Annotated in this window: 12 protein-coding genes; 9 read left to right on the forward strand and 3 right to left on the reverse strand. The window is 70.1% G+C overall.

The genetic code is table 11. The features are described 5' to 3' along the window. The first annotated feature begins 23 nt into the window (after window positions 1–23). The 5 genes from ACPCHZ_RS06610 (at window position 24) to ACPCHZ_RS06630 (ending at window position 5,332) form a co-directional block, all read left to right on the forward strand. Entirely contained in the window at window positions 24–419 is a 396-nt protein-coding gene (locus tag ACPCHZ_RS06610) for a hypothetical protein (RefSeq protein WP_423484024.1), read from the forward strand. Between the two features lie 90 nt (window positions 420–509). Beyond that, window positions 510–2,105 carry an aldehyde dehydrogenase (NADP(+)) gene (locus tag ACPCHZ_RS06615; protein ID WP_423484025.1) on the forward strand — a complete coding sequence of 532 codons (1,596 nt, stop codon included), beginning with the start codon at window positions 510–512 and terminating at the stop codon, window positions 2,103–2,105. A gap of 29 nt (window positions 2,106–2,134) precedes the next feature. Continuing rightward, the gene (locus ACPCHZ_RS06620) at window positions 2,135–3,070 is read left to right on the forward strand and encodes a 5-dehydro-4-deoxyglucarate dehydratase (RefSeq protein WP_423484026.1); all 936 of its coding nucleotides are present in this window, start codon (window positions 2,135–2,137) and stop codon (window positions 3,068–3,070) included. Beyond that, window positions 3,070–4,335, forward strand: coding sequence for a glucarate dehydratase family protein (locus ACPCHZ_RS06625; protein ID WP_423484027.1), 1,266 nt, complete (start codon window positions 3,070–3,072; stop codon window positions 4,333–4,335). The genes ACPCHZ_RS06620 and ACPCHZ_RS06625 overlap by 1 nt, the downstream gene beginning before the upstream one ends. Window positions 4,336–4,402: 67 nt before the next feature. After that, window positions 4,403–5,332, forward strand: a complete 930-nt coding sequence (locus ACPCHZ_RS06630; protein ID WP_264016168.1) for a LysR substrate-binding domain-containing protein — start codon at window positions 4,403–4,405, stop codon at window positions 5,330–5,332. Window positions 5,333–5,343: 11 nt separating this feature from the next. Here ACPCHZ_RS06630 and ACPCHZ_RS06635 read toward each other — a convergent pair whose 3' ends face one another. Both ACPCHZ_RS06635 and ACPCHZ_RS06640 read right to left on the reverse strand, forming a co-directional pair. Further along, window positions 5,344–5,634: a CDGP domain-containing protein gene (locus ACPCHZ_RS06635; RefSeq protein ID WP_423484028.1), complete on the reverse strand. Its 291-nt coding sequence runs from the start codon at window positions 5,632–5,634 to the stop codon at window positions 5,344–5,346. 68 nt (window positions 5,635–5,702) lie between these two features. Further along, window positions 5,703–6,365 carry a TetR/AcrR family transcriptional regulator gene (locus tag ACPCHZ_RS06640; RefSeq protein ID WP_423484029.1) on the reverse strand — a complete coding sequence of 221 codons (663 nt, stop codon included), beginning with the start codon at window positions 6,363–6,365 and terminating at the stop codon, window positions 5,703–5,705. Window positions 6,366–6,426: 61 nt separating this feature from the next. Here ACPCHZ_RS06640 and ACPCHZ_RS06645 point away from each other — a divergent pair, with 61 nt between their 5' ends. Beyond that, window positions 6,427–7,869 (forward strand): carotenoid oxygenase family protein, encoded by a 1,443-nt coding sequence (locus ACPCHZ_RS06645; protein WP_423484030.1) that lies wholly within the window; start codon window positions 6,427–6,429, stop codon window positions 7,867–7,869. Here ACPCHZ_RS06645 and ACPCHZ_RS06650 read toward each other — a convergent pair whose 3' ends face one another. Further along, complete coding sequence (locus ACPCHZ_RS06650) at window positions 7,870–8,877, reverse strand: 2-hydroxyacid dehydrogenase (protein ID WP_423484031.1); 1,008 nt, start codon at window positions 8,875–8,877, stop codon at window positions 7,870–7,872. A 325-nt stretch (window positions 8,878–9,202) separates the two neighbouring features. Here ACPCHZ_RS06650 and ACPCHZ_RS06655 point away from each other — a divergent pair, with 325 nt between their 5' ends. Genes ACPCHZ_RS06655 through ACPCHZ_RS06665 form a run of 3 tightly spaced genes read left to right on the forward strand, consistent with a single transcriptional unit; the run spans window position 9,203 to window position 12,735 of the window. Further along, window positions 9,203–10,795 (forward strand): ABC transporter substrate-binding protein, encoded by a 1,593-nt coding sequence (locus ACPCHZ_RS06655; RefSeq protein ID WP_423484032.1) that lies wholly within the window; start codon window positions 9,203–9,205, stop codon window positions 10,793–10,795. A gap of 14 nt (window positions 10,796–10,809) precedes the next feature. Further along, window positions 10,810–11,739 carry an ABC transporter permease gene (locus ACPCHZ_RS06660; protein WP_269893038.1) on the forward strand — a complete coding sequence of 310 codons (930 nt, stop codon included), beginning with the start codon at window positions 10,810–10,812 and terminating at the stop codon, window positions 11,737–11,739. 9 nt (window positions 11,740–11,748) lie between these two features. Beyond that, complete coding sequence (locus ACPCHZ_RS06665; RefSeq protein WP_423484033.1) at window positions 11,749–12,735, forward strand: ABC transporter permease; 987 nt, start codon at window positions 11,749–11,751, stop codon at window positions 12,733–12,735.

A 12,735-nucleotide genomic window follows, 5' to 3' on the forward strand; every position in this document is an offset into this window, starting at 1 on the left:
AGGCCGCTCGTACGGTGGCTGCCGTGCGGCTATATGTGGTTGACGGTGACTGGCAGGAACTGACGACCGGCGAGCAGCGGGCCGTGCGGGTGGCCGCGACCGATCTGCAGCAGGCGCGCCGCGCCAGGAGCCGGATCAGGGCCGACCGGGCAGACGTCGCGGTGATCCTCGATGTCACCGTCGCGGTGGCCGCCGACTTCCGTGCGGCACGCGGCGCGCTGGGACCCGCCGAGGCCGCGACGACGCTGCAGTACGCAGGAACCGTCGACGGGTTGACCGGACTGGTGGCCGACATCGAGACGGCCGGCGTGGCCGACGGCGTCACCCTCATCGCGGCGTCGGCGGATCAGGACGTCCGGGCGGTCGGGCGCGACGTGCTGCGCCGGCTCGCGGCGCGGGACGAGCCAAGGGCGTCGTAGCGCGCAGCTGACTCCAGCGATTCAATGCAGGCATAAGTCGACCCCAAAACGGACTTAGACAAGCATTTATCGGCGTTCTACCGTGGGACCATGACTTCCACAGTGACGGCTGGTGAACTCACCGGCCAGCTGCTGATCGCAGGGCAGGCGGTGGACGGCTCCGGCGCGGAGATCCGCGGCTTCGACCCCAACACCGGCGCCGAACTGGAGCCCGCCTACCACTACGGTGACGCGTCGCACGTCGACGCAGCCTGCGCCGCGGCCGCCGACGCCTTCGCCGAGTACCGCAGCGCGCCCGCCGAGAAGCGGGCCCAGTTCCTCGAAGCGATCGCCGAGCGTATCGAGGCCGTCAAGGACACCCTCGTCGCCCGGGCGCACGCCGAATCCGGCCTGCCCGAGGCACGGCTCACCGGCGAGGTCGGCCGCACCACCGGCCAGCTGCGGCTGTTCGCCGCGGTGGTCCGCGAGGGCAGCTGGAACGGCGCCCGCATCGACCCGCCCCTGCCCGACCGCGCGGTGCCGCGCCCCGACATCCGCCAGCGCTTCGTCCCGCTCGGACCGGTGGCCGTGTTCGGCGCGAGCAACTTCCCGCTGGCCTTCTCCGTCGCCGGCGGCGACACCGCCTCCGCGCTGGCCGCCGGCTGCCCCGTGGTGGTCAAGGGCCACGACGCCCACCCCGGCACCTCCGAACTGGTCGGCCGGGCGATCACCGCCGCCGTCGCCGACGCCGGCTTCCCCGCGGGCACCTTCTCGCTGCTGTTCGGCGACGGCCCCGAACTCGGTGGTGCGCTCGTCAAGGACCCGCGGATCAAGGCCGTCGGCTTCACCGGCTCGCGCGCCGGCGGCCTGGCACTGGTCGCCGCGGCGGCAGGCCGGCCCGAACCCATCCCGGTCTACGCCGAGATGAGCTCGATCAACCCGGTGTTCCTGCTCGAGGGCGCCTTGGCGACCCGCGCCGCCGACCTCGGCCGCGAGTACGTCGGTTCGCTCACCATGGGTGCCGGTCAGTTCTGCACCAATCCCGGACTGGTCATCGCGATCGACGGACCCGACCTCGACACGTTCATCGCCGCCGCCCGTGACGCCCTCAGCGCGAGCACGCCCGCTGCGATGCTCACCCCGCGGATCGCCGACACGTACCGCCAGGGCGTCGACGCGCTGGCCGCCGAGGCCGATCTGATCGCCCGCGGGTCGTCGGACAACGCACCGAGCGTGTCCTGCCGTGCGGCGCTGTTCTCCACGGACGCCGCCAGCCTGCTGGGCTCGGAGGCATTGCAGGCCGAGGTGTTCGGCGCCTCGGGGCTCATCGTCCGGTGTGCCGACATCGGCGAGATGCAGCGCGTCGCCGCCGGCATCGAAGGCCAGCTGACCACCACGGTGCAGGCCGACGACTCCGACGTCGAGCAGGCGGGCGCACTGCTGCCCACGCTCGAACTGAAGGCCGGCCGGATCCTGTTCAACGGCTGGCCCACCGGCGTCGACGTAGGCCACGCGATGGTGCACGGCGGACCCTTCCCGGCCACCTCGGACTCCCGGACCACCTCGGTGGGATCCCGGGCGATCGAGCGCTTCCTGCGCCCGGTCTGCTATCAGAACGCACCGAAGTCGTTGCTTCCCAGTGCGATCGCGGACAGCAACCCCGACCGGCTCTGGCGCCGCATCGACGGCGAACTCACCCGCGACTGACCCCCTCTCGATCGATCTAGGAGCAACCCATGCTTGACGGCGTCCTGTTCTTCCCCGTCACCCCGTTCACCGCGGCAGGCGAGGTGGACACCGAGCGCTTGGCGCAGCACATCGCGACCGGCGCCGACGCCGGACCCGGCGGTGTGTTCGCCGCCTGCGGCACAGGCGAATTCCATGCGCTCGACACCGACGAGGTGCGCGCGGTGGTCCGCACCACCGTGGACGTGGTCGGCGGCCGGGTGCCGGTTTACGCCGGCGCCGGGGGATCGCTCGCCCAGGCCAAGGCGTTCGCCAGGGCCGCCGCGGAGGCGGGCGCCGACGGACTGCTGTTGCTGCCGCCCTACCTGGTGGAGATGCCGCAGGCCGGACTGGTGGCCTACACCCGCGAGGTCGCCGCGGTCACCGACCTGCCGCTGATCGTGTACAACCGCAACAACGCCCGTTACACCGAGGCCTCGGCCGTCGAGGTCGCGCAGATCCCGAACGTCGTCGGATTCAAAGACGGCACAGGTGATTTCGACCGGGTCGGCCGGATCGTTCGCGCGGTCTACGATGCGCTGGCGCCGTCGGGCAAGCCGTTCCAGTTCTTCAACGGCCTGCCCACCGCCGAGGTCTCGCAGCAGGCGTTCCGCGCCATCGGCGTGACGCTGTACTCGTCGGCCACCTTCGCGTTCGCGCCCGATCTCGCACTCGCGTTCTACCAGGCACTCGAGACCGGCAACGAGCCACTCACCGAGGCGCTGTCGCGGACCTTCTTCCACCCGCTGGTGCGCCTGCGCGACAAGGTGCCCGGCTACCCCGTCGCACTGATCAAGGCCGGCGTCGCCCTCGAGGGCCTCGACGCCGGACCGGTGCGGGCACCGCTGATCGACGCCGCCCCCGAGGATGTCGAGGAACTCCGCGCGATCATCGCCGCGGGCCGCGCGGTGCTGGCCGAGGCACTCGCCGCACCCGCGGTGCGCTGATGCCGGATCGCCCGACCCGGATCACCGGCGCGCGCATCACCCCGGTCGCGTTCGCCGACCCGCCGCTGCTGAACACCGTCGGCGTGCACCAGCCGTACGCACTGCGGGCGATAATCCAGCTCGACACCGATGCCGGCGTGACCGGACTGGGCGAGACGTATGCCGACACGAAGCACCTGGAGCGGCTCAGCGCGGCCGCGGGCGCCGTCGTCGGCCAGGACGTGTTCGCGCTGAACGCCATTCGCGCCGCAATCGCCGACAGGCTGCGCGGTGACGACGCCGCGGTGGGCACGGCCGGGATGATCACCTCGGCCAGTGCGGTCGACCAGGTACTCTCGCCGTTCGAGGTGGCGTGCCTCGACGTGCAGGGCCACGCGACGGGCCGGCCGGTGTCGGACCTGCTCGGCGGGGCGGTGCGCGACGCCGTGCCGTTCTCGGCGTACCTGTTCTACAAGTGGGCGGGCCATCCCGGCGGCGAGCCCGACGGATGGGGCGAGGCGCTCTACCCGGATCAGCTGGTCGCCCAGGCGCAGAAGATGATCGCCGAGTACGGTTTCACCGCCATCAAGCTCAAGGGCGGCGTCCGGCCACCCGAGGAGGAGATGGCCGCCATCGAGGCGTTGCGGGCGGCCTTCCCGCACCACCCGCTGAGGCTCGACCCGAACGCGGCGTGGACGCCCGAGACGTCGGTGAAGGTCGCCACGGGCCTGGCCGGCGTGCTGGAGTACCTCGAGGACCCCACCCCCGGCCTCGACGGCATGGCCGAGGTCGGCCGGCAGTCCCCGATGCCGCTGGCCACCAACATGTGCGTGGTGGCGTTCGACCAGCTGGCGCCCGCGGTGGCGAAACAGTCTGTCGGCGTTGTGCTCTCCGATCACCACTACTGGGGCGGGCTGCAGCGGTCACGGCTGCTCGCCGGCATCTGCGACACCTTCGGTCTCGGCATGTCCATGCACTCGAACTCGCACCTCGGCATCAGCCTGGCGGCCATGGTGCAGCTCGCGGCCGCCACGCCGAACCTCACCTACGCCTGCGACACGCACTGGCCCTGGAAGACCGAGGACGTCGTCGAGCCGGGCGTGCTGCGGTTCGTCGACGGCGCGGTGCCGGTTCCCACCACGCCCGGACTCGGCGTCCAGATCGACGAGGACAGCCTCGCCGCCCTGCACGAGCAGTACCTGCGCTGCGGCATCCGGGACCGTGACGACACCGGCTACATGCGCAGCATCGACCCGACATTCCGGGCGGGCAGCCCGCGCTGGTGACCCCCGCGGGTCTACGCTGATGCACTGACGCCTCCATGGCGGCGGCGGTGATTCAAGGAGTGCATCGGTGTTCTCACTCGCCCGGTTGTCGTGCTTCATCGCAGTGGCCGAGGAACTGCACTTCGGCCGTGCCGCGGAACGGCTGCACATGACCCAGCCGCCGCTGAGCAGGCAGATCCAGCAGCTGGAGAGCGAGCTCGGCGTCCACCTCATCGACCGCACCACGCGGTCGGTGACGCTGACCCCGGCGGGTGTGGCGTTCCTGCCCGACGCCCGCCGCATCCTGCAGCTCGCCGAGGGTGCCGCGCAGACCGTGAAGCGGATTCCCGCGGGCGATCTCGGCACCGTGGTGGTCGGCTTCACCGCCGCGTCGGCGCACGCGGTGCTGCCCCGGCTGCTGGACCGCACCAGGGAGCGACTGCCGGACGTGAAGCTCGACCTGCGCGAGATGGTCACCGCCGCACAGGTCGAGGGGCTGATGACCGGTGAGCTCGACCTGGGCATGGCCCGGCCGCCGCTGAAACGGCCCGGCCTGGTGTCGCGGCCGCTGCTGCACGAGCAGCTGGTCGCCGCGCTGCCCAGCGGCCACGACCTCGTCGGCCTCGGCCGTCAGCTCACCCTCAACGATCTCGACGGCCAGGACGTGGTGATGTATTCGCCGGTGCAGGCCAGGTACTTCAACGAGCTGCTGATCAGCACGTTCACCATCGCGGGCGCGACGCCGCGGTACGTGCAGTACGTGACGCAGGTGCACACGATGCTGGTGCTGGTGCGGTCGGGTATCGGCATCGCGCTGGTGCCCGCCTCGGCGGCGACGCTGCATCCGGAGGGCGTGGTGTTCCGGTCGATCGGCGCATTCCGGGAGCGGCCCGTCGAACTCGACGCGGTGTGGCGCGGTGACAGCTCCAACCCCGCGCTGCTGCGGCTACTCAAAGATGTCTTGCCGCAACGTGAATGGACCACCGACGACCTGCTGGAGACCTGGTCTACAGCGTAGCCGGGAGCAGCTCAGGGCGCGATGCGCACGGGTGGGTCGTTGAAGCCGGGATCGCCGCCGGGCTGGCCGGGACCCATGAGGTTGCAGTGCTTCACGGGCACCAGATGGGAACCGAGGCCGCTGGGAACCCACTGGGCGACCGCCACGCACCGCTGCCAGGTCCCGCCGGGCTGCACGGGCCCGTCGCACTTGCTGATGACCGGTCCGCCGTATAGGCAACCGGCGGCGGCCGGGGGAGCTGCGGTGATCAGCGGTACGGCCATCAGCAGGGCGGCCGATCCTCCGGCGATCCAGCGTTTCATGGTGGCCTCCCGTCGAAGTACCCGACCACTGTCGACGCTACCTACTCGGCCGCCGGGTTTCGGCGGTACTAGCCGATCGCCTCGATCGCCGCGGCCAACGATCGGTCCAGGCGTTCCCGGTCGTCGCCGAGGCCGACGAGTACGTCGATGGTGAGCGGGGCGAGGATCTGCGTGAGGCCGTGGTCTTCGTGGCCGAAGAAGCCGGCCATCTCCAGCAGTACCGTGCCGTGAGTAATGCTCCACAACCGCCCCGCGATCACCGACACCCCGTCGTCGCGGATCCGGCCCGCCGCGATCATCCGGCGCACCACGGTCAGCAGCGCCTCGAACGACACCGCGAAATCGGGCCTGTTGCTGGAGTTCCCGGTGACGGTGAGGTCGGCGTGGTGGCGGTTGAGCGACTGCGCCGACGTGCCGAACATCATCTGGTAGCGCTGCGGGTGGGCGAGCGCGAATTCGCGGTAGCGCACGCCCATCACGAAGAAGTCGGCCACCGGGTCGTCGGTCTGCGCGATGTCGGTGAGCGCCCGGGTGAAGCGGGCGAACGTCTCCGCGGCGATGGCCTCGATCAGCCCGGGCATGCTGTTGAAGTGCGTGTAGACCGCCATGGTGGACGTCCCGGTCTCGGTCGCGACGCGGCGCGCGCTCAGGGCGGGCAGGCCGTCGCGCTCGAGGATCAGGATCCCCGCCTCCACCATCTGATGTTTCGGGTCGGCGTTCATCATTGCCATCGTCTCATAACGGTGTTATACATAGGGCGACCGCGAAATAACACTGTTATAGGGGCATGGCATGGGAAATCGCTATCTCGAGGGTGCTCTCGCGCCGATCGACGAGGAGTACACGCTGACCGACCTCGAGGTGCAGGGCACGATCCCCGGCCACCTCGACGGGCGGTACCTGCGCAACGGGCCGAACCCGATCGGGGAGATCGACCCGGCGCTCTACCACTGGTTCATCGGGGACGGCATGGTGCACGGCATCCGGCTGCGCGACGGGAGGGCCGAGTGGTACCGCAACAGGTGGGTGCGTGGGCCGCACGCCAGCCGGATGCTCGGTGACACCCCGCCGGCCGGTAGCCCCGGCGTCTCGGCGATCGGCGCGAACACCAACGTGATCGGGCACGCAGGCAGGACGCTCGCGCTGATCGAGGGCGGCGTGGCGAACTACGAACTCACCGAGGAACTCGACACCGTCGGCGTCTGCGACTTCGACGGCACCCTGCACGGCGGATACGCCGCACATCCCAAGCGCGATCCCGACACCGGCGAGCTCCACGCGGTCACCTACAGCATGCATCGCGGAAACACCGTGCGGTACTCGGTGATCGGTGTCGACGGCCGGGCCCGCCGCACCGTCGACGTCGAGGTGAACGGCAGCCCGATGATGCACGACTTCTCACTCACCGAGCGCTATGTGGTGTTCTACGACCTGCCGGTGACCTTCGACAACCGCCAGGCCGCGGAGATGACGGTGCCGCGCGGACTGCGGCTGCCCGCGCGACTGTTGTTGTCCGCGTTGATCGGTCGTGTCCGCATCCCCGATCCGATCGCCGCCCGGCAGGCCGGATCGATGGGTGCCGACCGGCGCTTCCCGTATTCCTGGAATCCGCGCTATCCGGCACGGGTCGGGGTGATGCCGCGCGACGGCGGCAGCGCCGACGTCCGGTGGTTCGACGTCGAACCGTGCTACGTCTTCCACCCGATGAACGCCTACGAGGACGGTGACACGGTCGTCCTCGACGTGGTGCGTCACCCGAAGATGTTCGACACCGATCATCTCGGGCCGAACGAAGGCCCGCCCACCCTCGACCGCTGGACGGTCGACCTCGCCGACGGCAAGGTTCGGGAGTCCCGGATCGACGACCGCGGGCAGGAGTTCCCGCGGGTGGACGAACGGCTGGTGGGCAAGCGGCACCGGTACGGCTACGCCCCCGCCGTCGGTGACGGCACCGCCCCCGAGGGCACGCTGTTCAAGCACGACCTGATCGGCGACGGCAGCCTGGCCCGGTCCTTCGGGACCGGAAAGGGTCTCGGCGAGTTCGTGTTCGAGCCGACGTCCCCGGACGCCGACGAGGACGAGGGCGTGCTGATGGGGTACGTCTACGACCGCGAAACCGACCGCAGCGAGCTGGCGATCCTGGACGCGCAGACCCTTGAGGATGTCGCCAGGGTCAAACTTCCCCATCGGGTGCCCGCGGGCTTCCACGGCAACTGGGTGCCGACGGGAACGTAATCAGCCCGCGGCGGGCACCGGCATCGGCACCGGCGTGACGAGCGTGCCGTCGGCGAGGAACGAGTCGAGGTTGCGCAGCGTCAAGGCCTCCATGGCGGCCCGGGTCTCGACGGTGCCGCTCGCCACGTGCGGCAGCAGCACCACGTTCTCGAGGGCGATGAGCGCCTCGGGCACATGGGGTTCGTCGGCGAACACGTCGAGACCGGCGCCGGCCAGGCGGCCCTGCGTCAGGGCATCGACCAGTGCGTCCTCGTCGACGACGCTGCCGCGGGCGATGTTCACGAGGTAGCCGTCGGCGCCCAACGCGTCGAGCACGTCGCGACCGACGAGCCGCCGGGTGCCCGAACCGCCTGCCGCGGCGACGACCAGCACGTCGACGGCACCGGCGAGTTCGACGGGCGACCCCGCGTACGTGTACGGCGAGCCCTCGACGCGGTTGCGGTTGTGGTAGGAGATGGTGCAGCCGAATGCGCTGAGCCGCTTGGCGATCGCGCCGCCGATGCGGCCCATGCCGAGAATGCCGACTCGGGTGTTGCTGACCTGACGGGTGAGCGGGTAGTTGCCGTCGACGGGCCAGCGACCGTCGCGCAGGTAGCGGTCGGCGGCCGAGAAGCGGCGCAGCGTGTCGATCATCAGCCCGACGGCGGTGTCGGCGACGCAGTCGGTCAGGACGTCGGGCGTGTTGCTCACCACCACACCGCGTTCGGCCGCGGCGTCGACATCAGTGGTGTCGTAGCCGACGCCGAAGTTGATCACCGCGCCGAGCCGCGGCAACGCCGCCATCAGTGCGGCGTCCACACCGGTGCGGCCCGAGGTCACCACGGCGGTGACGTCTGCCGCATCGGTGCCGAGGAATCGCTCCCTTTCGCCGGCGTCCTCGGGCAGCACGTGGGCGTCGTAGTCGGTGCGCAGCGTCTCGGCGAGGGAGGGCTTCAGCGGGCCCACCTGCAGCACACCCGGGCGGCGGGAAGGATCACGGCGGGTGGCGGTGTCGTCGGTGCTGGGCACGGTTCTCCTCTGTCGGGTCTGGTGTCACCGTAGGCCGGGCCGCGGATACCCGTCCAACTCGGAATTGGCATGGGTTTATACGGAACCTGCATGGATTGGCCTACGGAGTAACCGGTAGCGCATCACCGGCCGCGTCGTCGCGACGTCGCTGCAGCTCAGGCCCATGATTACCGTGCCCTAACCCGCCGCGACGACGTGTGCCGCGTGTCACTTGCGCGCCGCTCCGGGCCCTTTCTGACGGTTGACCCGGTCACGGCCCGTCCTTAGCGTGTGGTTGCGATCACACAGTCCATCCACATACGTGGACGCCACATTCGGAGGATTCATGAGGTCCACAGCCCCGACCACGCGGCGGCCGCGCCGCGTGCTGGCCCTCTCCGCCGCCGCCGCGGCGACGTGTGTGACAGCCGCCGGCTGCACGGTGGCCAACAGCGGCCACGGCGGCTACGACCCCAACACCCTGCGCATCGTGCTGCAGCAGGAGCCACCGACGCTCGAACCCTGTGAGAGCTCGCTGACCTCCACCGGCATCGTGGTCCGCTCGAACATCAGCGAGCCGCTGATCGAACGCGATCCGGGCACCGGCGACCTCGAGCCGCTGCTGGCCACCGGCTGGCGCCAGGACTCGCCGAACGTCTGGAGCTTCGACATCCGGCCCGGAGTGACGTTCTCCGACGGGACGCCGTTCACCGCCACCGACGCCGCCTTCTCGATCGACCGCGCGGTGAACTCCGACCTGCAGTGCAACGTCGACGGCTACGTGTTCGGCGACGACGAACTGGTGTTGGAGACCCCCAGTGACACCAAGCTGACCGTCACCACCGCGACGCCCGATCCGATTCTCCCGCTGCGGCTGTCGTTCGTGGAGATCGTGCCGCGCACCACCAGCATGACCGAGAAGGTGCGCGAGCCGATCGGCACCGGCCCCTACGTCATCGCGGACTGGGACTACGGACAGAAGCTGGTCCTCGAGCGCAACGAGAACTACTGGGCGGAGAAGCCGTCCTTCGCCCGCGCCGAATACCAGTGGCGCAGCGAGGGCAGCGTCCGCGCCGCGATGATCACCGGCGACGAGACCGACATCGCGACGGGCCTCGGCCTCGAGGACGGCGCGGGCGACCTCGGCGTGGAGTTCCCCAACAACGAGACCACCGCGCTGCGCATCACCTGCACCGACGCCCCGCTCAACGACATCCGCGTCCGGCAGGCCATCAACTACACCGTCAACCGCAGCGGAATCGTCAAGGCGCTCTTCCGCGACATGGGCGAACCCGCCGCCCAACTGATCCCCGACGGCGTCGTAGGCCACAACGCCGATCTGACCGAGTGGCCACACGATCCGGACAAGGCGAAGCAACTCGTCGACGAGGCCAGGGCCGACGGGGTTCCGGTGGACCGCCAGATCCGCCTGATCGGCCGCACCGCACAGTTCCCGAAGGTCGTCGAGACGGTCGAGGTGATCCAGAGCGAGCTCGCCGACGTCGGCCTCAACGCCAAGATCGAGATGATGGACACCGCCGGTCAGCTGCAGTTCCAGCTGCGGCCCTTCCCGGAGAACGCCGGCCCGTTCCTGGCGCTGATCATGCACGGCAACCAGGCCGGTGACGCCGCGTTCAGCGTCGACCAGTACATGCGCACCGACGGCGCCCAGAACGGCTGCGGCACACCCGAATTCGACAAGAAGATCGACGCGGCGGGCCAACTCACCGGCCAGCAGCGCCAGGACGCCTACGCCGAACTGTTCGCCGAGGAACCCGACGAGGTCGCCCAGTTCGCCTACATCGCGCACATGACCGGCATCCTCGGCAAGTCGCCGCGCGTGGACTACACCCCCGACTCCGCCACCGGCGACGAGATGCGGCTCGCCGAGATGACACCGGCCCGCGACGGCGCCACCGACCGCACCGACGCCCAGTAAGGAAGGCCGACACCATGTTCCCTTTCGTCCGGCGCCGGATGTACACCAGCGCCCTGCCCCTGATCATCGTGCTGCTGGGCGTGTTCCTGCTGGCCCGGCTCACCGGCGACCCGACCAACCTCTACCTCCCCGAGTCGGCGACCCCCGAACAGCGCGCGGAGTTCGCCGCCGCCAACGGCTTCGACAAGCCGTGGCTCACCCAGCTCGGCGACTACTTCACCGGCGTGCTGCACCTGGACTTCGGGTCCTCGCTGCGCACCGGTGAACCCGCCGCGGAGATGGCACTGCGGGCCTTCCCCGCCACCCTGCAGCTCGCGCTGGTCACCATGCTGCTGGCGATGGTCGGCGCCGTCGTCATCGGCTGCTGGGCGGCCTACCGGCCCAACTCACTGGCCGACCGGTTCTCCAGCCTGCTGTCCATGACCGCCGCCAGCATCCCGGACTTCTGGTTCGCGATCACCGGCGTGTGGCTGTTCGCGGTGCTGCTCGGCGTGCTGCCGACCTCGGGCACCGACGCGGGGATGCTGTCGTGGATCCTGCCGATCGCCACGCTGATGATCCGCCCGCTCGGCGTCCTCACCCAGGTGGTGCGCGGCGCCATGGTGTCCGCGCTGTCGGCGCCCTACATCCGGCTGGCCCGCAGCAAGGGCGCGGGCGACTTCCGCGTCGTCACCCACCACGCGCTGCGCAACGCCGCCGCCCCCGCGCTGACCGTGGCCGGCGACCTGGCCGTCGGACTCATCAACGGCGCCGTCGTGGTGGAGGCGATCTTCGGCTGGCCCGGCATCGGCAAGCTGATGATCGACGCGATCCTGCAACGCGACTTCGCGGTGCTGCAGGCCGCCGTGCTGCTGACCGCCGTGAGCATCTTCCTGCTCAACATCATCATCGACGCCTGCTACGCACTGCTCGACGCCCGCGTCCGGGAACCAGCGAAGGTCTAGGAGCACACCATGACTCAGATCGATATGGTGCCGGTCAAGCCGACCACCGCGATCGTCGGCGAGGCCGACACCGACCTGTCCAAGGGCCGCAACCGGTCGACGTGGTTCCGGCTGCTGGTCAACGACCGCGTCGCCGCGGTGGCGGCCTGTGTGCTCGGCCTGGTGTTCCTCACCGCTGCGTTCGGGCCGATGCTCGTCGGCGACCTCGCCACCGACATCGACCTGGACAACTCCAATCAGGCGCCGTTCACCCTGTCCCACGGCTGGGCGAACATCCTCGGCACCGACCCGCTGGGCCGCAGCATGCTGGCCCGGCTCATCGTCGCCAGCCAGACCACGCTCTCGGTCGCGATCCCCGCGGTGGTGATCTCGGCGGTGATCGGCTCGGCCGTCGGCATGTGGGCCGGCTACCACCGCGGCTGGCGCGAGACCATCGCGATGCGCGTCGCCGACGTCATCATGAGCTTCCCGTCGCTGCTGCTGGCCGTCGTGGTGCTCTACGTGTTCTCCCCGAGCGCCGCGAACATCGTGCTGGTGCTGGCGATCACCCGCATCCCCGTGTACCTGCGCACCGCCCGCGCCGAGTCGGCCGAGCTGCAGAGCCGGCTCTTCGTCGACGCCGCGAGGACATTCGGGTCCAGCGCACACTCCATCATCTGGCGCCACGTGCTGCCCATCGTGCTGCCGACCCTGCTGACCGTCGCCACGCTGGACTTCTGCTACGTGATGCTCGCCGAGAGCTCACTGAGCTTCCTCGGCATCGGCATCCAGCCGCCCGACATCAGCTGGGGCCTGATGGTGTCCCAGGGCCGGACCTACCTGCACACCGCCTGGTGGCTGTCGTTCTTCCCCGGCCTCGCCATCGTCATCACCACGGTGTCGGCCACCATCCTGGCCGCGTGGGCACGCATCGCCACCGATCCCGCCCAGCGGTGGCGGCTCACCGTCCCGCAGAAGAAACTGTCCCGCTTCACCAAGCGCACCTCGCGAATCTGA

Source organism: Mycobacterium sp. NPDC050041 (assembly GCF_049541695.1).
In the GTDB taxonomy this organism is placed as follows: Bacteria; Actinomycetota; Actinomycetes; order Mycobacteriales; family Mycobacteriaceae; genus Mycobacterium.

Excerpts from the sequence above, each read along its gene's own strand:
- ACPCHZ_RS06615 (WP_423484025.1), top strand. The coding sequence starts at position 510 with ATGACTTCCACAGTGACGGCTGGTGAACTCACCGGCCAGCTGCTGATC.
- ACPCHZ_RS06620 (WP_423484026.1), top strand. The coding sequence starts at position 2,135 with ATGCTTGACGGCGTCCTGTTCTTCCCCGTCACCCCGTTCACCGCGGCA.
- ACPCHZ_RS06625 (WP_423484027.1), top strand. The coding sequence starts at position 3,070 with ATGCCGGATCGCCCGACCCGGATCACCGGCGCGCGCATCACCCCGGTC.
- ACPCHZ_RS06635 (WP_423484028.1), bottom strand. The coding sequence starts at position 5,634 with ATGAAACGCTGGATCGCCGGAGGATCGGCCGCCCTGCTGATGGCCGTA.
- ACPCHZ_RS06640 (WP_423484029.1), bottom strand. The coding sequence starts at position 6,365 with ATGGCAATGATGAACGCCGACCCGAAACATCAGATGGTGGAGGCGGGG.
- ACPCHZ_RS06645 (WP_423484030.1), top strand. The coding sequence starts at position 6,427 with ATGGGAAATCGCTATCTCGAGGGTGCTCTCGCGCCGATCGACGAGGAG.
- ACPCHZ_RS06655 (WP_423484032.1), top strand. The coding sequence starts at position 9,203 with ATGAGGTCCACAGCCCCGACCACGCGGCGGCCGCGCCGCGTGCTGGCC.
- ACPCHZ_RS06660 (WP_269893038.1), top strand. The coding sequence starts at position 10,810 with ATGTTCCCTTTCGTCCGGCGCCGGATGTACACCAGCGCCCTGCCCCTG.
- ACPCHZ_RS06665 (WP_423484033.1), top strand. The coding sequence starts at position 11,749 with ATGACTCAGATCGATATGGTGCCGGTCAAGCCGACCACCGCGATCGTC.